The organism is Anaeromusa acidaminophila DSM 3853, from assembly GCF_000374545.1.
Lineage (GTDB): Bacteria > Bacillota > Negativicutes > Anaeromusales > Anaeromusaceae > Anaeromusa > Anaeromusa acidaminophila.
Window position 1 is genome coordinate 339,510 of sequence record NZ_KB894582.1, and the last position, 21,903, is coordinate 361,412.

General features: G+C 53.3%; 20 protein-coding genes. 15 read left to right on the forward strand and 5 right to left on the reverse strand.

Annotated features, from left to right (window positions below; all coding sequences use genetic code 11):
- Positions 1-17 precede the first annotated feature (17 nt).
- A complete protein-coding gene (locus tag C508_RS0101650; protein WP_018701791.1) occupies positions 18-2,210 on the reverse strand; it encodes a diguanylate cyclase domain-containing protein in 2,193 nt (730 codons plus the stop codon).
- A 215-nt stretch (positions 2,211-2,425) separates the two neighbouring features.
- On the opposite strand from C508_RS0101650, the gene C508_RS0101655 reads away from it, so the two are divergent.
- Both C508_RS0101655 and cobO read left to right on the forward strand, forming a co-directional pair.
- Positions 2,426-4,018, forward strand: coding sequence for a nitrite/sulfite reductase (locus tag C508_RS0101655; protein ID WP_018701792.1), 1,593 nt, complete (start codon positions 2,426-2,428; stop codon positions 4,016-4,018).
- Between the two features lie 22 nt (positions 4,019-4,040).
- Complete coding sequence (gene cobO, locus C508_RS0101660; protein WP_018701793.1) at positions 4,041-4,580, forward strand: cob(I)yrinic acid a,c-diamide adenosyltransferase; 540 nt, start codon at positions 4,041-4,043, stop codon at positions 4,578-4,580.
- 119 nt (positions 4,581-4,699) lie between these two features.
- Here the strand turns inward: cobO and C508_RS0101665 are convergent, their stop codons facing one another.
- Positions 4,700-6,850: a cell division FtsA domain-containing protein gene (locus C508_RS0101665; protein WP_018701794.1), complete on the reverse strand. Its 2,151-nt coding sequence runs from the start codon at positions 6,848-6,850 to the stop codon at positions 4,700-4,702.
- 279 nt (positions 6,851-7,129) lie between these two features.
- Between C508_RS0101665 and C508_RS0101670 the strand changes: the two genes are divergently transcribed.
- The 4 genes from C508_RS0101670 to C508_RS0101685 all read left to right on the forward strand — a co-directional run bounded on the left by C508_RS0101670 (position 7,130) and on the right by C508_RS0101685 (position 10,816).
- Positions 7,130-8,005: a DegV family protein gene (locus tag C508_RS0101670; RefSeq protein WP_018701795.1), complete on the forward strand. Its 876-nt coding sequence runs from the start codon at positions 7,130-7,132 to the stop codon at positions 8,003-8,005.
- On the forward strand, positions 7,989-9,590 hold the full coding sequence (locus tag C508_RS0101675; RefSeq protein WP_018701796.1) for a DAK2 domain-containing protein: 1,602 nt from the start codon (positions 7,989-7,991) through the stop codon (positions 9,588-9,590). The genes C508_RS0101670 and C508_RS0101675 overlap by 17 nt, the downstream gene beginning before the upstream one ends.
- A gap of 1 nt (position 9,591) precedes the next feature.
- On the forward strand, positions 9,592-10,134 hold the full coding sequence (locus C508_RS0101680) for a cyclodeaminase/cyclohydrolase family protein (RefSeq protein ID WP_039796498.1): 543 nt from the start codon (positions 9,592-9,594) through the stop codon (positions 10,132-10,134).
- Between the two features lie 61 nt (positions 10,135-10,195).
- Entirely contained in the window at positions 10,196-10,816 is a 621-nt protein-coding gene (locus C508_RS0101685) for a LysE family translocator (RefSeq protein WP_018701798.1), read from the forward strand.
- A gap of 42 nt (positions 10,817-10,858) precedes the next feature.
- On the opposite strand, the gene C508_RS0101690 is transcribed toward C508_RS0101685, so the two are convergent.
- Positions 10,859-11,245, reverse strand: coding sequence for an Asp23/Gls24 family envelope stress response protein (locus C508_RS0101690; RefSeq protein ID WP_018701799.1), 387 nt, complete (start codon positions 11,243-11,245; stop codon positions 10,859-10,861).
- Between the two features lie 183 nt (positions 11,246-11,428).
- On the opposite strand from C508_RS0101690, the gene C508_RS0101695 reads away from it, so the two are divergent.
- The 3 genes from C508_RS0101695 to C508_RS0101705 are packed head-to-tail and all read left to right on the forward strand — an operon-like array spanning position 11,429 to position 13,704.
- Positions 11,429-12,031, forward strand: coding sequence for a hypothetical protein (locus C508_RS0101695; RefSeq protein WP_018701800.1), 603 nt, complete (start codon positions 11,429-11,431; stop codon positions 12,029-12,031).
- Positions 12,032-12,037: 6 nt separating this feature from the next.
- On the forward strand, positions 12,038-13,069 hold the full coding sequence (locus tag C508_RS0101700; protein WP_018701801.1) for an inorganic phosphate transporter: 1,032 nt from the start codon (positions 12,038-12,040) through the stop codon (positions 13,067-13,069).
- 11 nt (positions 13,070-13,080) lie between these two features.
- Positions 13,081-13,704, forward strand: coding sequence for a DUF47 domain-containing protein (locus C508_RS0101705; protein WP_018701802.1), 624 nt, complete (start codon positions 13,081-13,083; stop codon positions 13,702-13,704).
- Between the two features lie 250 nt (positions 13,705-13,954).
- Here the strand turns inward: C508_RS0101705 and C508_RS0101710 are convergent, their stop codons facing one another.
- Positions 13,955-16,129: a Tex family protein gene (locus tag C508_RS0101710; RefSeq protein WP_026319293.1), complete on the reverse strand. Its 2,175-nt coding sequence runs from the start codon at positions 16,127-16,129 to the stop codon at positions 13,955-13,957.
- Positions 16,130-16,368: 239 nt separating this feature from the next.
- On the opposite strand from C508_RS0101710, the gene perR reads away from it, so the two are divergent.
- The 6 genes from perR (at position 16,369) to rlmH (ending at position 21,503) form a co-directional block, all read left to right on the forward strand.
- Positions 16,369-16,806, forward strand: a complete 438-nt coding sequence (gene perR, locus C508_RS0101715) for a transcriptional regulator PerR (RefSeq protein WP_018701804.1) — start codon at positions 16,369-16,371, stop codon at positions 16,804-16,806.
- Between the two features lie 146 nt (positions 16,807-16,952).
- Entirely contained in the window at positions 16,953-17,615 is a 663-nt protein-coding gene (deoC, locus tag C508_RS0101725; RefSeq protein ID WP_018701806.1) for a deoxyribose-phosphate aldolase, read from the forward strand.
- Positions 17,612-18,976, forward strand: coding sequence for a phosphomannomutase/phosphoglucomutase (locus C508_RS0101730; RefSeq protein ID WP_018701807.1), 1,365 nt, complete (start codon positions 17,612-17,614; stop codon positions 18,974-18,976). Before deoC ends, C508_RS0101730 begins: the two co-directional genes overlap by 4 nt.
- Entirely contained in the window at positions 18,973-19,752 is a 780-nt protein-coding gene (locus C508_RS0101735) for an MBL fold metallo-hydrolase (RefSeq protein WP_018701808.1), read from the forward strand. Before C508_RS0101730 ends, C508_RS0101735 begins: the two co-directional genes overlap by 4 nt.
- Before the next feature lie 150 nt (positions 19,753-19,902).
- Positions 19,903-21,024: a S1C family serine protease gene (locus tag C508_RS0101740; protein ID WP_018701809.1), complete on the forward strand. Its 1,122-nt coding sequence runs from the start codon at positions 19,903-19,905 to the stop codon at positions 21,022-21,024.
- The gene (gene rlmH, locus C508_RS0101745) at positions 21,024-21,503 is read left to right on the forward strand and encodes a 23S rRNA (pseudouridine(1915)-N(3))-methyltransferase RlmH (protein WP_018701810.1); all 480 of its coding nucleotides are present in this window, start codon (positions 21,024-21,026) and stop codon (positions 21,501-21,503) included. Before C508_RS0101740 ends, rlmH begins: the two co-directional genes overlap by 1 nt.
- Before the next feature lie 131 nt (positions 21,504-21,634).
- On the opposite strand, the gene C508_RS19750 is transcribed toward rlmH, so the two are convergent.
- The coding region (locus tag C508_RS19750; RefSeq protein WP_156817554.1) for an IS3 family transposase at positions 21,635-21,903 on the reverse strand (269 nt) is incomplete at its 5' end.

Consider the following 21,903-nt stretch of genomic DNA (forward strand, 5'->3'; position numbering starts at 1 on the left):
TTTTAGCGGAATGTCTTTCAATGGGGTTCGGTATCGCGACGTTTATTGGCGTACATTTGCTGGTCTGCTTGCTGGATTAACTGCTGTGGATGTAAGGAGCCCTTTTCGTCGTAAGCCCAGCCGACCGACAAGCCGAAATAGCCGTAGTTCCAACGTTGGCTGACCTTTTTAGCCTCCGTAAGCAGGTTTTGGCATTTTTGTGAGACAAGGTCCAGACTTACGTGCGGGAGCACAACGAGAAACTCATCGCCGCCAAACCTTATAATCACATCATCTTGGCGGAAGCAGCGGCGCAGAATGGACGCCGCTTCCATGATCGCCAGATCGCCGGCGGCATGTCCTAAAGAGTCGTTTGTTTTTTTCAAGCGATCCAAGTCGCAGAGAAGGATGCCCAGAGCGAATGGGGAGGGCGCGGTTTTCATTTTTGCGAGTATGTCTTCTAAACAAGCGCGATTGCCCAGCCCGGTAAGAGCGTCGTGGAATCCCAGGTAGCGTAAGCGTTCTTCCTTAGCGAGCTGTGCGGAAACGTCGCGGGCTACAAAGAGGATGATGCAACGATCTTGACTGCGCGAGGTAGAGCCGCTTCGTTCCAGGTATACCTGAGAGCCGTCCTTGTGCAAATATACTTTTGTTTCCCGGGGGATCGGGCCGTCATCCGGAATGGTAGCGTAAAGATGTTCCATTTCACTGGTAGGATGAACGGTGGTATCAATAAAAGAAAGAATGGGTTTGTAAAGTACCTCTTGGCGGGTGTAACCAAGAAGCTGAGCGAATTGCTCATTGGCGTCTATGATGATTTTAGTGTCTCGATCGACTTGGAAGACGGCGTCAGGAAGCAAGGCGAGCAGCTGTTCATAGCGACTTTGGCTTTCTTGCAGCTCGGATTCGGCTTGGTTGCGTTCCTGGGTTTCCCTAGCTAAAGAAGCGGCTAACGAAGTGTTGCGAATGCTTGCTACAGCGAGATCGGCCAAGTGTTTAGCCGCTTGTATTTCTTCCGGAGAAAATTGCTGGCTAGAGGCGGAGGCGAAAAAGAGAAAGGCTCCCATGGTGCGTTCGCCTAGGCGAAGCGGGACCGCTAGAGCTGCGCCTAATACAGAAAGAGCAGGGTGTCTTCTAGGCCATGTGGCGTAATTTTCAATACAAATGGCGTATTGGCTTTGCAGAATCAATTGTGTTAAACCGCAAGCCTCCGAAGAGGCTTGTCCTTCCAAAAACTGCAGCTTGCCGCGAGTCGCCATAAAAGTAGGCGCTGTAAGGCCGGAGCCTTGTTCATCTATCACAAGCAAACTGTCGGAGACGCCCATGAACGCAGTCGCTTTATCTAAAATGACGTCCAAAAGTTCATGCTGTGCATGCGGTTTTAGAAGGCCTAAAGCTACTTCGTGCAAATCCGCCAATAAGCGGTTGCGCAAAAGCAGACGTTCTTCGGCAAGACGGTTTTCGTGGATATCTCGGATCGTGCCGAGAATATGCAAGGGCTGTCCTAACTCGCTGCGAAAGACTAAGCCGCGGCTGCGAACCCAACGCCAAGTGCCATTCTTGGCCAGCATGCGATAGTCGCAATGGAAATACGGACGTCTATTTGTCAGGTGTTCTGCAAGTTGTTGATAGAAGTGGGATTGGTCGGCAGGGTGAATGTAGTGTTGCACGGCATCCAAATCAATAGATAGTTCTTCAGGGGCGTAGCCAAGCAACGTTTGGCCGCGGCGGGATAAGTAACCTTGCTGTAGCTGCAGGTCCCACTCCCAGAACCCGTCTTCCGAGGTAGTGGAAATGAGTTTCCATTGTTTTTCGCGGTGGGCAAGGCGTTCTTGCAGACGGCGTTCCTCCGTGAGGTTTAACAAGAATAAGCAAAGCGAGTCGCTGTCTTCAGGCCGTACGACCGTGGTTTCGAAAAAAGAAAGTTCTTGAGGTCGGAGCTCCAGACGAAGCTCGCAATACAAAGGGGTGCCGGGAGATTGGAAAGCGGTGGCGAGAATGCGCAGCAGCGGGCGTCGGTCTTGGGGGCATACAAGTTGCCAAAGGTGGCTGCGGTTTTGCGGGAGGCCATAGGCATGGAGCTGCTCCTGTAAGTTGCGGTTAACCCAAAGCCGGTTTTTGGTTAGCACCAGGGCGCTGGCAGGCGCTGCGTGGAGGAGCTGACGGTATAATAGCGGAATTTCGGAGGTTGACGAACCGTTTATGTGGGAATTGTGGGACGAAAAGCTCATTAAAATCTCCTTTGGGCTATAAAAGCAGGACAAAATAAATATAGTTTATTCGGCGTCAAGGACTAAAATCCTGCTGGCAGTTGCTGGCTTTTCTGCAAAATATAGCAAGGAACTACAGAGACGAGAATTTGGCATATACAATCGCGCGGAAACATGGGAAAATATATAGCAAGAAGAGGTTTGCGCAGGGGTGTAGCGGGAGGGGGATATACACAGTGCAAAAAGCAAGTGCGGTTTCGAAAAATCATGTAGAAGCAATCAAAGCGGAACAGGATGGTTTGGACGTTCTTGGAGAGCTGCCTGTTTATGCCCGCGAAGGGTTTGCCTCGGTTTCTCCAGCCGCTTGGGAGCGGCTGAAATGGTATGGCGTATATGTGCAGCGACCGCGGGAAGATATGAAGCTTATGCTGCGAATTAAACTGCCTGGCGGTGCGATTCGGGCGGACCAGGCTTTGCAGGTAGCTGAACTGGCGCAGCGTTACGGCCGAGGCTTGGTTGATATTACAACCAGGCAGGACCTGGAACTCCATTGGCTGGATATCGAAGATATGCCTGCCATTTTTGCAGCCATAACTGCCTGCGGTTTAACCACGCGTCAAGCGGCGGGCGACGGGCCGCGCAATATCATTGCCAGCCCGGTAGCCGGTTTAGAGCCAGGGGAAGTATTGGATGTGAGGACGTTAGTGCGGGAGCTGAATGGCTTTTTTGACGGCAATCGTGATTTTTCCAATTTGCCCCGTAAGCTTAAGCTTTCAATAAGCGGTCATCCTGCGTATGCTGCGCAAGGAGAAAGCAATGACCTGTCTTTTTCGCCAGCGGAAAAGGTGGCGGTCTCTGAACGGATTCTTGGTTTTCACGTACGCGTCGGCGGCGGATTGGCGACGCAGCCGCAATTGGCGAAGGAACTGGATTTGTTTGTGCGTCCCGAAGAGGTTTTGACGGTAGCTCGCGGTGTAGCTATGGTGTTTAAGGAGCATGGGTATCGCGAACGGCGTAATCATTGCCGTTTGAAATATTTGCTGTCAGACTGGGGCGAGGAGCGTTTTCTGGAAGAATTGCTGCGTCACACCGGGCCGTTGCTGAAAAAGGGAACGGTTTTACAGGCCGCTTCGGTCTCCGCGCCAGGCTGGCTGGGATGGCAGGCTCAAAAACAGGCTGGGCTTTCTTGGCTAGGAGTAGCCGTGCCGGCGGGGCGGCTGACGTCGAAAGAGCTGGAATCATTGGGGAATTTAGCTTATCGCTATGGAGACGGGGCCTTGAGCGTTACCGCAGACCAAAATGTAGTACTCTTGAATTTGGCTTCCTCGCGCAAGGAAGAAATTTTAAAAGAACCGGTCTTGCTTCGTTTGACGCCGTTTCCGTCGGCCTTGGAAGGATTGGCTCTTACGTGCCCTGGCCGAGAGGTATGTCCCTTTGCGGTTGTATTTACCAAGGATTGGGCGCCGGAAATGCTGGCGTCTCTGCAACGGCGCATCCAGGGGAAAACGCCGCTGCGTATCTATGTGAGCGGCTGTCCGAATTCCTGCGTGCGACCGCAAATGGCGGATATAGGTTTGCAAGGCGTATTTGTAAATGTCGGCGGGAAAGCGGAAGCTGGCTTTGAAATCCTTTTGGGCGGCGGCGGTGCGCAGGCTGTCTTAGCGCAGCGCCTGGAGGGACGGATTCCGATTGCGCAGATAGAAGACGTATTAGAAGAATTTATTCGTTGGTTTGAGAAGGAAAAGCAAGAACAGGAATTTTTTGGCGACTTTGTGGTGCGTCAAGGTCTGGCTGCATTTCAGGAACGCTTTAACGCCTATCAGGTGTAAAAAAGAGTAGTGGAGGGGCATGATGAAGGAACGGCAAGGTTTGGTGATCGTGCATACCGGCAATGGCAAAGGCAAGACGACGGCGGCGCTGGGACTGGCATTTCGGGCTTGGGGTCAAGGGCTGCGCATTCTGGTACTGCAATTTATTAAAGGAAACTGGAAATACGGCGAACTTACGACGGCGGAAGCCTTAGCGCCGCGGCTGGTTATCCGTCCTTTGGGGGAAGGCTTTGTGCAACGCACGCAAGAGCAGCGTGCGGAAAAAGAAGCGCATCAAGCGGCTGCGGCGGAGGCGCTGCGAGAAGCGAAAGACGCATTGACCTCCGGCGAGTGGGATATGGTTATTTTAGATGAGATCAATTACGCCGTTCACTTTGGTTTGGTTTCCGTAGAGCAAGTGTTGGATTTGGTGGAAGCCAAGCCCCCTACGGTGCATGTGGTGTTGACTGGGCGCAACGCCCGCGAGGAATTGATTGAGAAAGCGGATCTAGTAACGGAAATGCGAGAAATCAAGCATCCCTATCAAAAAGGAATCAAAGCCCAACAAGGCATTGAATTTTAAAAAGGACCGGCGAGGCAGCCTGTTAGGCTGTATCGCCGGTCCTAATCTTATATTCCGTAATCCTCAGTCGTACCCTCCGATTACTCCCTTTACTCCTGTTCAAATTCCGTATTTTTCACTCATAACTTACTTGAAGGCAGCGGTTCGCTTTCGATGCGGATGGCATCGCCGTTTTTAACAGGCGTAGTGAGCTCCGCTTCGCAGTTGTTGCACAAAATATTGATTTTTCCCAGGGGCAGCTTCATGGCGTCGAATTCCGCCGCTAAAAGGACATCGCTGATGATGGGAGTGAGCGCTTCCGTAAGTTGGAATTCAATATGGCTGCCGTCGGGAGCGTCCTCTCCCGGCTGAGCCGAGCGGCCGTCCATATGAAGGCGCAGGCGGCAAGTAGGAACCTTGCAGGCCGTGCCGTTAAATTGCACCTGGATGTGCGTAGAAGTATCGCGAAGCCCTAGAACATCCTCTAATTTAGGCGTCTGTTTAGCGACAATGCGGATATTGGCGCCATCGGATACTTGCGTTTCCAACGTAGCTGCGTCTTGGCCGATGAAAAATTCGGGCCAGACCGTATAGGTTCGTTCCTGACCGTTGATAAAATAACGGAAATGGAAGTCGTTTTCTTCATGGCCAGCTTGCTTTAACACCTGGCGCAAAGTGGGCGGGAACGAATAAGCGACGACATCCCGATCCTTGAGCACGGTCTGGACGGAAGCCGGTTCTTGATTGATCGTGACGACCGGTTGGAAAATGTGGCTACGGCCGTTGATGCTGCAAGATAGCTCGGGGGGCAAATCCGCCAAGTCCGCTAGTGTGACCTGCGGCGTGGAACCGATCGTGCCGGCAATGGCTGTCAACGTATCGTCGTCATGCAGCAAGTCCGAAACCGTGGCGGGTTGTCCGTTTAAGGCCAAGGTTCCCGGAGCGCCGGCGCTGCCGGGGAGGAAATGCTTTTGGTCGTTGACCGTGACTGTGATGCCCAGCCCCGGGCGTCCCTTGAGAGTACGGATGTCGAAGCCAGCTACAAGCAAAGCGTCGGCGACGGTGAGTTGGCCCAGATTGAAGAGGCGCAGAGGCCGATCGTTTAAAGTAACATGCACGAAATGCAGCAAATTGCCGGAAGCCAGCTTGAGAATCCCCAAGGGGGTAATTGCATCCGGCGCATGCAGGGCTTCGGGAATATCCATAATTTCCTGCACCATATCGGGCCGTCGAATGGCGACGCGGGCAGGCGGCATGTTTAGCGCTTGCGCCAGCGCCTGCGGCAGCTGCGGAGTCAAGGAACCGCCGCCCACAAGCAGTACGGCTTGCGGCGGCTCGGCATTCAGCTCCAAAATTTGAGCGGCAATATCGTTAGCCAGCTGCGTGACCTGCGGCAAAATGGTCTCGGTGATTTTGGCGGATGGCAGCACCTGTTCCAATCCCAAAATATCATGGAAGCGGACTTCTTTTTGCTCATTTAAAGAACGCTTGACTTCTTCAGCGACATTGAAATCAAGTAAATATTGCTGAGAGATGGCTTCAGTGATTTCGTCTCCTGCCGAAGGAACCATGCCGTAGCCAATAACCGTACCGTCTCGGGTGATGGCAACGTCCGAGGTTCCGGCGCCCACGTCAACCAGCGTAAGATTAAGATGGCGCATCGTGGGAGGAATCAAAACATTGATGGCTGCAATCGGCTCCAAAGTCAGAGTAGCGATCTCCATGCCTGCCTGCTGCACAGCGGTTTGCAGCGAATCGATAACTTGCCGGGGCAGAAAGGTAGCAATCAACTCTACGCGGGCGTTTTTGCCGGTTTGTCCGACTAAACAAGACAGCTGGGTATCGTCTAAGCTATAATGCATGACGCTATAACCGACGCAATAGTAGTCGGTGGGATCTTTGACGGTTTTTGAGGTGGATAATTGCTGCTGCGCCGTTTGGATGGCGGCAAGCTCCAAGGTTCGCACATCATCTGCGCTGAGAGGTCCTTTGAGATTGGTCTCGATTTCGGCTTCAGAGCGGATGGTGCACAACGCGCGTCCGGCAGCCGCGATCGAAACCTGCGTCAAAGAACCGTATTCTTCTTCTAGACGTTCTTTGACAGAAGCCAAAATACGGCTTACTTCTTGCACATCGTGGATTTGGCCGTCCATCATGGAACGCGTGTGATGTTCTTGGCGCTCATACCCCAAAATGCGTGTGTGGAGTCCTTCACGTTCGCCAACCAGACCGACGACGCTGCGCGTGCCGATATCCAGGGCGAAAAGCCTGGGTCGTTCCTTATTATCCATGAAACCATCCTCCGCTTTTTGTTATAGGCTGCTGCGCTGAGAGGCGACAGGCCAGCGCTCCCTTGAATTGGGAGATGTTTTTCCAGTGTGATTTTGTTACAATGTAGAGAAAGAAGATCTTGCGCAGTCATGCTAAAATAAGGCAGTGCTGCGGCAAGACTGTCTTGTTATCAGTATACGCGAGGTTGCGCGGCTTTTCCAGTTGTTTTCAGAAAAGAATGCAAGGGAGCCGGAAGCGTTGGAAGATAGGATTGCAGGAGCTGAAAGGACGTTATAGATATGGGGAATACACAGCTACAAGTGGTAATTGACAGTACGGCGATGGTCGATAAGGAATGGCTGGGGCGGCATGAAAATCTGCATGTTGTACCTCTATCCGTGCGCATCGGAGAACAGGAATGGCTGGATACGGATATTAGCGGCGCTGAATTATTCCAAAAAGCCAGTGCGGCGAAGGAAATGCCGAAGACGTCTCAACCGGCGCAAGGGCAGTTTATCCAATTGTTTCAAGAATTGACCGCCAGAGGACAAGAAGTGGTCTGCATTCTTTTGTCCGGAGGATTGAGCGGCACAGCCAGTACGGCGCGTATGGCCGCCGCACAGGTGGATCCTCGGCTTATTCGAGTCATTGACTCCGGTACGACGGCTATTGGTTTGGTGCAGATGGCTAAAGCCGCGTTAGAAGCGGCAGAGGCTGGGAAAAGCTTGGCCGAGGTAGTGCATCTCTTGGACGCCATGGTGCGGCGCACGCATACCGTGTTTATCCCGGGTACCTTGGAATATTTACATAAAGGAGGCCGGATTGGCGGCGCGGCCAGGTTGTTCGGCGGTATTTTACAGCTGCGTCCCCTTTTATACCTCCAAAACGGCAAAGTTCAGGTGTTGGACAAGGTGCGTACGCAAAAACGGGCGCTCGAACGGGCCATGCAGGATATTCTGGTTTTGCAGCGGCCTGCTTATATCGGCGTAGGCCATGTGGACAATCCCGAGTTGGCGGCGCAGACGGCGGCGCTGGTGAAAGAAGCCCAACCGGAAGCGCAGGTGGAAGTGTTTTTAATCAGTCCGGTTATTGGCGCGCATACAGGACCGGGGTTGATTGGCTTTATTTATCAAGAGAACTTGGAGGAGGTACCAGCGCATGACGGAGCGAATTAGCGGAGCTGATTTTCGGCGCATGATTCTGGGCGCCTATGACGCCTTTTTACGAAATTACGAAGAAATTAACAATTTAAATGTATTTCCGGTGCCGGACGGCGATACGGGAACGAATATGCTACTGACCCTGGGGGCGGCGTCTAGAGGGCTTCAGGAAGCTGCGGACGCGGGTATTGGCACGTTGGCCAAACGGACGGCGGACAGTGCGATCATGGGCGCTAGAGGCAATTCAGGCGTGATCTTAGCGCAATTGTTTCGCGGCATAGCCCGCGGGTTGGCGGGGAAGGAAGAGGCTTCGTCCTGCGAGATTGGCAAGGCCTTTCAGTACGGAGTCTTGTACGCCTATCGGGCGGTAGCGCAGCCTGTGGAAGGCACCATTTTGACAGTGGCCAAGGGCGTAGCGCGCGGCGCTAGGCGTGCGGTGAGGGAAGAGCGGTCTTTTGGCGAAGTGCTGGCGGCGGCGCTGCAGGTGGGAGAAGAGGAATTGGCTAGAACGCCGCTGCTGTTGAAAGCTCTGCGGGATGCGGGGGTTGTTGACGCTGGCGGCAAGGGGCTGCTGGTTTTTCTGCAGGGCTGCTCCGAAGGCTTGCGCGGCGAAATGACCTCGCCGGAAGGGAGTTCTTCCTTTCACTTGACGGCCAAGCCCTCGTTGAGCGAGGATGCAGTGAATTTAGCGCATCCGTACTGTACGGAGTTTTTAGTCAAGAAAAGCCGCGTTAGCGGCGGTGAAGCCAAGCAGGCTCTGCAAAACTTAGGAGAATCCCTCATTTTGGCGGAAGGGGACGAGCTTCTCAAAGTGCACATTCATACGGCGCACCCGGGACAAGTGTTGGAAATGGCGCTGACCTGGGGGTCGTTGCATGATATTAAAATTGACAATATGGCGGATCAGCATCAAGAACGTTTGCATACAGCGGCGCGGCCGCAGGTGCCGTTGGCTGTGCTGGCGGTATCGCCTGGCGAAGGGCTGAGCGCTATGCTGCGTCAGCTGGGAGCATCCGCTATTGTCAGCGGCGGACAAACGATGAATCCCCCTGTGGAAGAATTCATCGCTGCTATTCATAGCGGGGACGCAGAGCGCTATATCATTCTGCCGAACAACAAGAACATTGTTCTGGCGGCTAAGCAAGTGAAGAAATTGCTGGGTGATCGTATTGAAGTGGTGCCGACCGTTGATGTGCAGCAGGGGCTGGCGGCGCTGCTGGCTTTTCAGCCGGAGGCTTCGTTGGAAGACAATGTGGCCTGGATGGAAGCGCGGCGGCAAGAAGTCGTTTCCGGCAGCGTGACTAAAGCCGTGCGGGACAGCGTGGTGGACGGTCAACCGGTTAAGGCTGGTCATTTTCTTGGGATCAAAGCAGGAAAAGTGGCGGCCCAAGGGGAATGTATCGCAAAGGTGCTTTTGGCGTTGCTGCAGCGCTTGGTATTCGAGACCGCCGAGGTGGCGACCTTGTATTACGGCAGCGAGCTGACGGTCAGCGAAGCGGAAAACTTAGCGGCGCAAGTGCGCGAAGCGTTCCCGGAACTGGAAGTAGAATTATACGACGGAGGCCAGCCCTTGTATCCGTTGCTGGTCAGCGTGGAATAAAATGAGTGACATGCAAACTCGAGACTGGAGCCATGATCTGGCCTGGTCTGGACCGCCGCCGGGGGGCGGCAGCGCTGCCGCTGCGGGAGCGGCCTTGGCGTTAGGCATTTTGATTATGCTGTCCCGTACGGTCGCGGCCAATATCGATCAACTAGAAGCGTGCCGCAAACAGGCGCTGGCAGTAGCGACAGCGGATGAAGCCGTCTTGCGGCGTATTTTACAGGCGTTTTCCAACGGCGATGTCTTGGAACAAGCGGAGGTTTTGCGAGCGGTGCAGCCGATGTTGCAGCTTCTGGAGATAGCGGCGCAAGCGTTGGAGGCGGCAAACAAGCTGAAGCCGCAGTTGGCGGCGCATACGCAGTGCGACTTGGAAGTAGCAATTTGGCAATTGGCGGCGGCGCTGCGCGGCGGCGCGGCGATTATTGCTTTGAATTTTTCACTGCTCTCCGATGCCGGAGAAAAAGCGGCTTTGCAACAGCAAGTAGCGGTTGCCCTAGGCCGGGGGGAAGAGGCCTTGCAAGAATTGCAGCAAAAATCGGAGTGAGCTTCAAGCGGCGAAGCGGAAGAAATGGATTTGAAACTTGCGGGAGGGGGATGCCGGAAACATGGAGTTGGCTTTGTTTCTAAAATCCATGCTTGTTGGTTTTTCCATGTCGGCGCCGGTGGGACCCATTGCCGTACTATGCATTCGGCGAACCTTAGTTTTTGGGCGTCTAAGCGGCTTGGTCGCAGGCGTGGGCGCGGCGACCGCCGATTCCTTATATGCCATGCTGGCCGGCATGGGCATGACCTTGGTGGCCAATGTGTTGATGGAATATCATACATTGCTGCGCGCCTTGGGCGGCGTGGCTCTCTTGGGCATGGGCATCACGAATTGGCGTTCGGCGGTGAATTGTATGCGCCTGCCGGGGGCGAGCAGCGGCTTTTGGAGTACTTATGTTTCAACATTGCTCTTGACGTTGGCTAACCCGTTGACCTTGTTTTTATTTGCCGCCGTTTTTGCCAGCGTCGGTATGGATCGCTTTACGCCTAACTACCAAACAGCCGTGTTATTAGTGGGCGGCGTCTTTCTGGGAGCCGTGCTGTGGTGGTTTCTTTTGAGCGGCCTTATTAATTGCCTACGCGGTAAATTTACCCGCCATGTGCTGGAAGTGATCAACCGGATTTCCGGTGTTGTCTTGGCGCTGTTCGGCGTAGCCGCTTTGGTGAGTATTATCGTACAATAAAAAAAGCCTCTTCGCCGTGATGACGAAGAGGCTTTTGCGTAGCTAGGCTTTGGAGGCTTCTGGTTTTTCCGGGCGTACCAGCCGTTCTACATTGATATCGATTTTCTCTACGGTGTAGCCTGTGAGGGACTCTACTTCTTTGACCATGGTTTCCCGCAGGCGCTGGGTTACTTCAGGAATATTGACGCCATAGAGAAGCTCTACTTTCAATTCGAAGGAGACTTTGCCAGCCGAACCTTCCGTATCTTCCGGTTCGTTTTTCTTTACCGTAATCTGCGGTGCGAAGCGCTCCGAAACGATTTGCGCCAAGCCTGCAACCGGACCTTTTTTGGAAGTGTCGGTGAACACCTCGTTGACCTGCGTCATAGCATTGCGCGCAACTTCGGCAAAAACATCTTCGTGAATAACGGTTTTTCCTGTCGGTTCCATAGAAAACCCTCCCTTGCGTTGAACTTTTGTATAGTTATAAACTTCGACATTAGGGAGGCGTTTCCCTGTGAGACAAAAATATTTTCTCCGTGGAAAAAAACCGTGATCCTGACAATCGGCTCATTTCCTCCTTATCGTCAGTAGGGTATAATAAACGTAACTGTGCAAACGAGGTGAAAGAAAATGAAACAATTTTGGAAAGGCTTGCTGCTGGCGGCGGTTTTGTGGAATGCGTCAATTGTTGGCGGCGAGTGTGCTGTGACGGAAGTGACTGTAGATCCGATTGGGGTTATGCAGATTGCAACAGGGGTGCAGGCGGAAACGGCCAAGGAATTGGAGGCGGCCCAGCAGTATCCGGCCATTCGGGCGCAATATGATCTAACTATGCAGTCCGGCGATGTTTGGCATTATTCTCGCCTGCTAATCTGCCGGGAAGAGAATAAACTGGGACAAGTAGCGGATATGCTAGCGGTGATGCCGCTGGATCCGGTACTGGGTTTTTTTGCCGGACAAATCAAAGAACAAGTAAAAAGTACGCTAGAAGGAAACGGCATGCGGGTGCTGGATTTGGAACCGGTTCGCAGCGCCAATCTGAAAGGGCGCAAAGCGGTACTGCTCAAATGCCGTTTAATAGCCACAGAACAACTGCCTTTGCCTATGTATAGCGAGGTTTATGGCTTTGTTAGCAAAGGGCACTTTACAGCGGTGATTTTTCTCTGCCCGGACAGTGATCGTTCGTTCTGGCAGCCGCAAACGGCGCAAATGATACAAACGCTGGGGAGATGATGCGTAGTGTGGGAACTCGTGTTGGCTTTGGTTGTCCTGGTGGCCTTTGTATTTCTACTGACCAATGGGATGAATGACGCCAGCGCGGTGGTAGCTACGATGATTGCCTGCGGTGCGGCGACGCCGTTGCAGGCAGTACTTTGGGCGGCCAGCGTGGGGCTTGTGGGAGCTATTTTCAGCGGTGCTGCGGTGGCGCAAACCATTATCGGTCTTCTCAACGTGCCTGTGAGTCATCAATTGCTGCTGGTCCTTTTAGCCGGTTTGACGGCGGCTATGATTTGGAATCTTTTTACCTGGAAAATGGGTATTCCTTCAAGCTCGACGCATTCTTTGGTAGGCGGTTTGGTAGGCGGCGCTTGGGCGGCCTATGGCGCGTCCGCTGTGGTTTGGGGCTGGACTGAACTGTATATGGGCAATGCGGAGCTGGTGGGCGTGGCCAAAATTGTAGCCAGCTTGATTATTTCTCCGGTTTTAGGATTCTTGGTAGCGTTTATCGTCCAAGTGATTCTGTCGCTGGCCTTTCGTCGAGCTACCTTTTGGGTGAATAAGCCGTTAAAACGTTCGCAATGGCTGTTAAGCGGCATTTTAGCATACGGACACGGCGCGAATGACGCGCAAAAAATGGTGGGCATTATCAGCTTGGCATTACTGGCGTCTGGCGTGCAGAGCAGTGTGGAAGGCGTACCGGCTTGGGTGAAAATTGCTTGCGGTTTAATCATGTTCTTCGGTACGCTCTTTGGCGGTTGGTCCATTATGAAAACGCTGGGTACGGGGATTTTTACGCTGCGCCCCTTGCATAGCTTTAATTCCCAGTTTTCCGCAGGCGCTTCGGTGGCGTTGGCTACGTTTGTTGGCGCGCCGGTGTCGACGACGCATATTGTTTCCGGAACGGTAATCGGAGCCGGGGCGGCGGACAATTATCGCATGGTGAACTGGAACGTTGGCAAACATATGTTGGTTGCCTGGTGCGTGACCATTCCGGCGTCAGCGCTTTGCGCAGCAGGAGTATTCCGGCTGTTGCAGTGGCTGACAAGATAAGGAGGAGCAAGATGGGAAGCAAGAAGCTATGGGACCGTCTAGTACCGCCCAAATATGATTTTTACGGGCGCCTCAGCGAGCAAGCGCGCGTGACCTCGCAGGGCATTTCTGCCATGGTGGCCTGGTTGAGCGATCCGCAAATGCAGCATTTCGAGCGTTTTATGCATTCCAGCCGCGAAGCGGACTTGGTGCGGATGAAATTGGAAGAAGAGCTGGTAGAGGCGTTTACTACTCCTTTTGATCGCCAGGATATCTATACTTTTTCGGTGCGTATGGATCGCATTTTAGAACTATCCAAGGGAACGATTCAGTCCATGCAAGCGTTTGAGGTAAAACCGGACTTAATTATCTGCGAGCTGGCGTGGAACCTCAGCCGCGGTACCTATGAGCTCTCTAGAGGCACCGGCCTTTTATCAAGCAACCCGCGCGAAGCCGAGGCCTGCGTGGAGGAAATGCGCCTGGCATCCTTGGCGGTGGAATCACGCTATCGCGACGCGCTATCTCAGCTTTTTAAAGCTGGGGATCCCATCGACGCCATGAAAAAGCGCGAAGTCTACCGAGGCTTTAAAGACGCCGCCGAATATATGGATTTGGTAGTGGATGTCTTCCATCGGATTATCTTTAGATTGCATTAACGAAGCAAAGAACAAGAGTGTGGAAACGAACAAAGAGACAGCGAAAGCCAAGGCTTTCACTGTCTCTCTCTTTTTTTACCAGAATTTATAAAACGAACCGCGAAAGACACGAAAGATGCGAAAGTGGATAGGGCTTATTCATTACACAGAAAGAAGAAAAAAATATCTTTTCCCATGCCCTCACTCTACTCCCTCTACTCCTGTTCAACACCGGTCCTATTACTTCTCTTGCGACTATTGTTCGTACCTGTTACTCTTTCGCAGGCACTTGTTTGAGGCTGAGGGCGATGCGGTTGCGTTCTTCGTCGACGGACAGGATAAGCACTTCCAGAATATCGCCGACCGATACCACGTCCAGCGGATGCCGGAAGGGCTTGCGGCTGAGCTCCGATCGGTGAACCAGGCCTTTGACCTTGATGCCGATATCGACAAAGACGCCGAAGTCGGTAACGTTGTGCACCGTCCCTTGGACGATGCTGCCCGGCTGCAGTTCGGACAGCTTGACGACCTGCTGACGCGTGAGCGGCAGGGGTACATCCTCGCGCGGGTCCCGGCCCGGCTTGGCTAGGGCCGCCAGAATATCGCGGACGGTGGGTTCGCCGGCTTCCAGCTCCTGGGCCAGCTTGGCGACATCGGCCTGCGGCGCTTGCGCCTGAAGAGCGGCCAGCCGGTCTTTATTGCTTAAATCTTTAAAGGTGAAGCCTAGTTTCGCGAGCAGGTTTTCCGTTAAGGCGTAAGACTCCGGGTGGACCGGGGTATTATCGAGAGGGTGAGAAGAAGAAGCCAAGCGGAGAAAGCCTGCGCATTGCGTATAGGCAGCCGGACCCAGACGGGCGACCTTCAGCAGTTCTTTGCGCTGCCGGAAAGGACCGTTGGCTTCGCGATGAGCCACAATATTCTTAGCTACCGTTGCATTGATGCCGGCCACATGACGCAGCAACGCTCCTGAAGCCGTGTTTAATTCTACCCCTACATGGTTAACCGCCGATTCAACAACAGCGTCTAGGGTATGAGTCAATTCTTTTTGATCGACATCATGCTGGTATTGGCCGACGCCAATGGCTTTGGGCTCGATCTTGACCAGTTCGGCTAAAGGGTCTTGAATGCGGCGGGCGATGGAAACCGCGCCGCGAATCGAAACGTCCAAATCCGGCATTTCTTCCCGAGCCAATTTGGAGGCGGAGTACACCGAAGCTCCAGCTTCATTAGCGATGAGATAGCGCAAGGGCAGATTGTGTTCGGCAATCAGGCTTGCCACAAATTCTTCCGTTTCAAAGGAAGCCGTACCATTGCCGATGGCGGCCAGGGTTACCTGATGGCGGCGGCAAAGATCCAGCACTTTTTGGGCGCTCTGCTGTTTTTGCGCCGCCGAATGGGTGATGTAAATGGTTGTTGTCTCCAAAACCGCGCCTGTAGGATCGATGACCGCCACCTTGCAGCCGGTACGATACCCCGGATCAAGGCCGATGACCGTGTGTCCGGCTAAAGGCGCTTGCAGCAATAGTTGACGCAGGTTGAGGCTGAAGACGCGGATAGCCTGCTTTTCGGCGTGCTCCGTAAGGAGATTGCGAATTTCCCGCTCCAAGGCGGGAAAAAGCAGACGCTTATAGCCGTCGGCAATGGCCGAGGCCAACCACTCCGCAGCGCCATTGGGCGAAGGAATGAGACGACGGCCCAGAGCGGCGATAAACTCTTCATGCGGTGCGACTAAGTGTACCTTGAGAAGTTCCTTTTTTTCGCCGCGGTTGATGGCGAGGATACGGTGGGACGGCATGCGCTTGACCGGTTCGCGGTAGTCTTTGTAAGCCAGTACTTCTTTAGCGGCTTCCTCCGGTACGGCAAATTCTGCGGTAATTTCGCCTTTTTGCCACAGCTCTTTGCGCAGCCAGGCGCGGATGGAAGCATCTTCCGAGGTTTGCTCCGCAATAATATCCGAGGCTCCGGCCAACGCGTCTTCTACCGTTTCAATATCCGGCAAGGCGGCCAGCATGGCGGCGGCCGCTTCGTCAGGACTTTTTCCGGCAGGAAGCTGGCGCAGCAAATCGGCCAGAGGCTCAAGGCCTTTTTCCCGGGCGATTTGCGCCCTTGTGCGCTTTTTTGGGCGATACGGCAGGTAAAGATCTTCTAATTCCTGCAGTTTCGTTGTTTTTTCAATAGCGCTTTGTAATTCCGGCGTCAGCTTTTCCTGCTCTTCAATAGACGCGAGAATTTCTTCTTGGCGTTTCGCTAAATTGCGCAGATAGGCCAAACGTTCTTCAATTGAACGGATTTGTTCTTCGTCCAGCTCGCCGGTTGCTTCTTTGCGATACCGTGCGATGAAGGGAACCGTATTTCCGTCGTCCAAGAGGGAGATCGCGGCGTTCGCCTGGTGCGGCGCAATGTGAAGCTCCTGAGCGAGAATACCGGGGATTTGTTCTAATTTCATATCTTTCACCAGCCTTGTCATATGCAGTCTTTTTATTATAGCATAGACCATGATTATTGTTGGTAAAGAGATTCTTTGAGGAAATATATGTCTAACACTAGACGAATGCCTTGGAGAATGGTAATATTACCCTTATTAAATGCTTGACAGGCATTGCAAACCATAGTAAAATTCAATTAAACTCAAAGGATAATAATTACTAGCAAGCTAAAAGATTTAAGAAGTAGGTGTGATGAATAATGGATTTCTCCGTAGCAGCTCTCTTGCGGGAGAAAGGATTCAAAGTAACCCCTCAACGTTTGGCGATTTATCAAGTTTTGTCTAACACGACAGAGCATCCCTGCGCCGAAGCAATTTTCAACGAATTGCAGCCCCATTATCCGACGATGAGCTTGGCCACCGTGTACAAGACCATTGAGATTTTGCGGGAGATTGGCATGGTTCAGGTTCTCAACGTAGGCGAAGACAGCTTCCGCTACGATGCGACCGTTGAAAACCATCCTCATGTGCGGTGCATGGATTGCGGACGCGTAGATGACATGCATGATATTGACGCCAGCGCTTTTGTGAACCAGGTCAGCGACAAAACCGACTATGTTTTGTCAGGGCAGCAGTTCTATTTCTATGGAATCTGTCCGGCCTGCCAGAAAAAGCAACAAGCGCAAGCGCGCAATTAATCGCACTCACGCATTGCATCATCGCACTATTTCTTTATAGTTCGCATTGCGAGCCGTCCTTCTTGCGAAGGACGGCTTTTCTGTTTTGCTCGCCTCTGGTAAAATAAAAGAATATCGTCCTGTAAAGAAAAAAAGGAGGAATTACCATGCGGAATTTGGCTTCCTATATTGATCATACCTTGCTGAAGGCGACGGCGACTCCCGATGATATCCGGGATCTGTGCGAAGAGGCGGCAATGTATGGTTTTGCCGCCGTGTGCGTCAATCCGGTCTATGTGGATTTAGCGGCGCATCTTTTGGCTGGCAGCGGCGTCAAGGTGGCCACTGTCGTGGGATTTCCTTTAGGCGCTAATTTGACTTGGGTAAAAGAGGAAGAAACGCGCCAAGCAGTACGCTGCAAGGCGGATGAAATCGATATGGTCATTTCCCTAGGGGCGGCGAAGAGCGGCCAATGGGATGCGGTGACCAACGACGTGCATAGCGTCGTAGAGGCGGCGGAAGGTAAAATTGTTAAAGCCATTTTGGAAACCTGCTATCTGGATGATGATGAAAAATGCCAAGCGGCGCTGGCGGCTCTTAGAGGCGGCGCTCATTTTGTAAAAACCTCCACAGGCTTTGGCAGCGGTGGCGCTACGGTAGAAGATATACAGCTGCTGCGCCGGACCGTAGGAGATTCTGCGCAGATCAAAGCTTCCGGCGGTATTCGCACGCTGGAGCAGGTTCGGGCGATGATTGCCGCCGGTGCCGATCGTATTGGCGCTAGTGCGGGCGTGGCTATTATGCAAGCATTACAGAAGGAGTCTTCATGAAACACAACATTTATCACGCCTGCGACATTCGCGGCATTGCCGATCGGGATTTAGACGATGCGACAGTAACGGATATTGCCAGAGCGCTGGGCGTGAGGTTAACCGGAAAAACCGTGGTGGTCGGCGGCGATATTCGCTTGTCTACGCCGCGTTTAAAGCCGATTTTATGCCGGGAACTGGCGGCTTCCGGCTGTCGGGTGCTGGACATTGGCACGGTGGCGACGCCGGTGTTTTATTATGCGCTGCGTCAAAGCGAAGCCGAAGGCGGCGTTATGATTACCGCCAGTCACAATCCGGCGCCCTATAACGGCTTTAAGCTGGTCTTGGGACCGCTGCCGGTGCGAGAAGAAGAGGTAGCTCACATTGCCTCTTTGGTGGGGGAGAAAGCATGCGTGCGTGCAGAGGGTTCGCTGGAAAGCTGGAATGTAGCCGACGCCTATCTGCAGGATACCGCCGCCAAAGCCGCCCCGGGAAAACTGAAAGTAGTTGTCGACGCAGGCTGCGGGGCGACCGCGCCGTTTGCCCCTGCGTTGTATAGTTCTTTGGGGTATGAGGTAGTCGATCTATATTGCGAGGCCGACGGGAATTTTCCCGGACGTGCGCCTAACCCGGCATTAGCGGAAAACCTTGTCGCTTTGGGACAAGCCGTGCGGCAGCATCAAGCGGCGCTGGGCGTAGCCTTTGACGGCGACGGTGATCGCGTAGGCTTTGTTGATGAAACAGGAGCCGCCATTGATAACGATTTGATCATGGTATTGCTGGCGAGGCACTATCTGGAACAAAAAGGGCCTGGCGCGATCATTTATGACGCAAAATGCTCTATGGTGGTGCCGGAAGCAGTGGCGCAAGCGGGCGGCCGAGCCGTTATGGCGCGGGCGGGGCATACCTTCAGCAAACAAGCCTTCCTAGAGGAACAGGCCCTTTTTGCCGGTGAAATCAGCGGTCATTTCTTTCTGTCCGAGCTGGGCTATGACGACGGCATGTTTGCAGGACTCAAAGTCTGCGAATTTGTAGCCAGCCATGGCGCGCTGTCTTCGTTAGTGAGTGAAATACCGCGCTATCCCTTGACTCCGGATATTCGCGTTCCCTATACCGGGGCGGACAAGGATGCGCTTTTGGATGAGGCGGCAGCCAAGCTGGCAGCTTACCAACCTAACCGGATTGATGGCGTGCGTTTGGAATTTGCCGACGGCTGGGGTATGATTCGCGCCTCGGTGACGGAGCCTTTGTTTACGCTCCGCTTTGAAGCGAAATCGCAACAGCGGTTAGCGGAAATTGCGGAACTTCTGGTACAAGCCTTGCGGCTTGACGTAGGTGCGGCGGTGCGCGAGAAGATTGTAGCCGCCGGGGTGTCCTTATGAGCGCGCAGGTGCATGTCCTGGCCAGCGGCAGTACGGGGAATGCTACGTACGTCGCCCTGGGCGGAGCCAAGGTGCTTGTGGATGCAGGCATCAGCGCTAGGCGCATTCAAAAAGGCCTGGAATCCATCGGCGTAGCGGTGTCCGAGCTGGACGCCGTGGTATTGACGCATGAGCATCGCGACCATGTGCTGGGGCTGGGAACCTTGACGCGGCGGCACGGCGTGCCGGTGTACGCCCGACCGGCAGCGTGGCAGGCGATGAAGGGCAAGGATAAAATGGAGGCGGCCTGTTGCCGGGACCTGCCGGAGCGCCTACATATCGGCGGCGTGGATATTCACACCTTTCCGATTTCGCATGACGCGGCAGATCCGGTAGGTTTCAATTTTTTTCATCATGACGTGAAATGCAGCGTAGCGACCGACTTGGGTTTTGCGACGGAAACCGTAGTGCGGGCGCTGGCGTATTCGGATATATTGGTACTGGAAGCCAACCATGACGTAAACATGCTGGAAGGAGGCAGCTATCCCTGGCACTTAAAACAGCGTATTTTGAGCAACCGAGGCCATTTGTCCAACGACGCAGCGGCCTGGCTTTTGGCGAAGCTGCCGAAAAAAAAGCAGACCGAAGTGTTTCTGGCTCATCTTAGTCAGGAAAATAACCGACCCCAACTGGCTCTAGAAACGGTAGAAACCATTTTGCGCAGCCAAAGCGTGGGGGAAGAAGAAAACAACATTCGCTTGCTGCTGACGTACCCCGACCAAATGACCAGCTTATGACGGATGGCTGGTTTTCATAAATTCTGAGCTATCGGTGTTTGTTGTAACTTTATAAATTCTCAGGGAGCGGATGATTCAATTCTCTTGCGGACCCTCACTTGACTCCCGTGACTCTTGTTCACAGCTATTTCTTAAAAAGGAGTGGGAAAGATGAGTTGGAAAGAAACCTATCGTCAATGGGCGCCCTTTTTTGTTATTGCCGTCATTGGAGCATTAATCGGCGGCGGCTTAGTCATGGCCTACGGCCAGAAATTTGCCGAAAAACCGCCCGCGACGGCGCTGCAGGAAAGCGTTGTGGTTCCTGGAGCGAATGCTACGAACGTCTCGGAGGCGCGTAATACCGCCATTGTTCGTGCGGCGCAAGCGGTAGGGCCTGCGGTAGTAGGCATTACTAACAAGGCGTACGCCCGCGACTTTTTTAACCGCAAGGTAGTCGTTGAGCGCGGTACCGGCTCTGGCGTGATTTTTGATAAGCGCGGCTATATCGCGACGAACTATCATGTAGTGGAAGAAGCCAAGGAAATTGTAGTCTCTCTGGCGGACGGCAGAACTGTGAACGGACAGGTGCTGGGCGTTGATCCGATTACCGATTTGGCCGTTGTAAAAATCGAAGCGGACAACCTGCCTGTAGCGGCGCTGGGTGACAGCGATTCGCTATTGGTTGGCGAACCGGCGATTGCTATTGGGAACCCATTGGGACTTGAATTTAAAGGTAGTGTTACGGCAGGCGTAATTAGCGCCGTGAACCGTTCCTTGGAAATTGGCGAGCGACGGTTCAAGCTCATTCAGACCGATGCCGCCATCAATCCCGGCAATTCCGGCGGCGCGCTGGTCAATGCCGACGGCGTGGTGATTGGCATCAATAGCGCCAAAATTGCTAAAGAAGGCGTCGAAGGCATCGGCTTTTCCATTCCCATCAATACGGCTCGTCCTATTTTGCAATCCATCATCGATAAAGGGCGCGTCGTGCGTTCCTATTTGGGCATAGGCGTGCTGGACAAGAATACCGCCGCTCGCTACGGCTATGAGCTGAATACAGACCAAGGCGTGTATGTCGCCAAAGTGGATGCGCAGGGACCGGCTGCTAAAGCGGGGCTGCGTATTGGGGATTTGGTGCTCTCCATTAACGGCGTTGCCACTAATACCGTGGCCGAACTAAGAAGCGCCATTGACAACTTGGCGCCTGGAAGTCGCGCTGATGTGGTATTGCAACGCGGCGGAAACAACATGACTGTGAACATTCTCTTTGAAGAAACCCCGGCGGCGCAGTAATGCGTATTACCATCGCCGCTGTCGGCAAAATCAAAGAAAAATACCTTGCCATGGGTATCGCGGAATTTACCAAACGCTTGGGCCCTTTCTGCAAGCTGTCCATTGTCGAAGTGGACGAAGAAAAGCTGCCCGACCGTCCATCGGACGCCGAGCGCGCCCAGGCGCTGGTTAAAGAAGGCGAGCGTCTTTTAAAGCATGTGCGGGACAATAGTTATTGCATCGTTCTCGATGTATTTGGACAGAACCTGTCCTCCGAAGAACTCTCCGCCCATATTGATCGCTGCGCCTTGGATGGCAAAAGCGACATCGTCTTTCTTATCGGCGGCGCTTTCGGCCTGGCCCCGCAGCTGCGCCAGCGGGCCAATCTTAAACTATCCTTCTCCCGGATGACCTTTACCCACCAAATGGTGCGGTTGCTGCTGGTGGAGCAGATTTATCGGGCGTTTAAGATTAGTAGGGGAGAACCGTATCACTGGTAACGGCGAAAAATGGCTACAACCCTTGAATTTAGCAGGGGTTGTAGCTGTTTTTTTGTTTGAGATTAAGCACGTGGGTCGACGGGGATGGGGACGATTATGGATAAGGGGGTGCGGACGATATCTTGGACACCCTAAGCAACCAATCCAAGACTTCGTCGGTACTCCAATGGACTTCTATTTCCCAGTGACGTTTTAATCCTTGTTTCATTGTACCAGATTAAGTAGTTGTTAAGGATTTCGATAAACTGATGAATGCTTACACCGGACCAGTTACGATTATAGAACATTTCATTTTTCAAACGTCCAAACAGACCTTCACAAGCAGAGTTGTCTGGAGAGCACCCCTTCTTTGACATGGAGCGTTGAAGACCCGCGTTTTTCATTCTAGAAATCCACCCTG

What these genes read in the sequence shown, in the direction of transcription:
- C508_RS0101690 (WP_018701799.1), bottom strand. Translation starts at nt 11,245, where the DNA reads ATGGAACCGACAGGAAAAACCGTTATTCACGAAGATGTTTTTGCCGAA.
- C508_RS0101740 (WP_018701809.1), top strand. Translation starts at nt 19,903, where the DNA reads ATGAGTTGGAAAGAAACCTATCGTCAATGGGCGCCCTTTTTTGTTATT.
- C508_RS0101680 (WP_039796498.1), top strand. Translation starts at nt 9,592, where the DNA reads ATGAGTGACATGCAAACTCGAGACTGGAGCCATGATCTGGCCTGGTCT.
- C508_RS0101735 (WP_018701808.1), top strand. Translation starts at nt 18,973, where the DNA reads ATGAGCGCGCAGGTGCATGTCCTGGCCAGCGGCAGTACGGGGAATGCT.
- perR (WP_018701804.1), top strand. Translation starts at nt 16,369, where the DNA reads ATGGATTTCTCCGTAGCAGCTCTCTTGCGGGAGAAAGGATTCAAAGTA.
- C508_RS0101710 (WP_026319293.1), bottom strand. Translation starts at nt 16,129, where the DNA reads ATGAAATTAGAACAAATCCCCGGTATTCTCGCTCAGGAGCTTCACATT.
- C508_RS0101675 (WP_018701796.1), top strand. Translation starts at nt 7,989, where the DNA reads ATGACGGAGCGAATTAGCGGAGCTGATTTTCGGCGCATGATTCTGGGC.
- C508_RS0101695 (WP_018701800.1), top strand. Translation starts at nt 11,429, where the DNA reads ATGAAACAATTTTGGAAAGGCTTGCTGCTGGCGGCGGTTTTGTGGAAT.
- C508_RS0101665 (WP_018701794.1), bottom strand. Translation starts at nt 6,850, where the DNA reads ATGGATAATAAGGAACGACCCAGGCTTTTCGCCCTGGATATCGGCACG.
- C508_RS0101670 (WP_018701795.1), top strand. Translation starts at nt 7,130, where the DNA reads ATGGGGAATACACAGCTACAAGTGGTAATTGACAGTACGGCGATGGTC.
- C508_RS0101705 (WP_018701802.1), top strand. Translation starts at nt 13,081, where the DNA reads ATGGGAAGCAAGAAGCTATGGGACCGTCTAGTACCGCCCAAATATGAT.
- cobO (WP_018701793.1), top strand. Translation starts at nt 4,041, where the DNA reads ATGAAGGAACGGCAAGGTTTGGTGATCGTGCATACCGGCAATGGCAAA.
- deoC (WP_018701806.1), top strand. Translation starts at nt 16,953, where the DNA reads ATGCGGAATTTGGCTTCCTATATTGATCATACCTTGCTGAAGGCGACG.
- C508_RS0101650 (WP_018701791.1), bottom strand. Translation starts at nt 2,210, where the DNA reads ATGAGCTTTTCGTCCCACAATTCCCACATAAACGGTTCGTCAACCTCC.
- C508_RS0101730 (WP_018701807.1), top strand. Translation starts at nt 17,612, where the DNA reads ATGAAACACAACATTTATCACGCCTGCGACATTCGCGGCATTGCCGAT.
- C508_RS0101685 (WP_018701798.1), top strand. Translation starts at nt 10,196, where the DNA reads ATGGAGTTGGCTTTGTTTCTAAAATCCATGCTTGTTGGTTTTTCCATG.
- rlmH (WP_018701810.1), top strand. Translation starts at nt 21,024, where the DNA reads ATGCGTATTACCATCGCCGCTGTCGGCAAAATCAAAGAAAAATACCTT.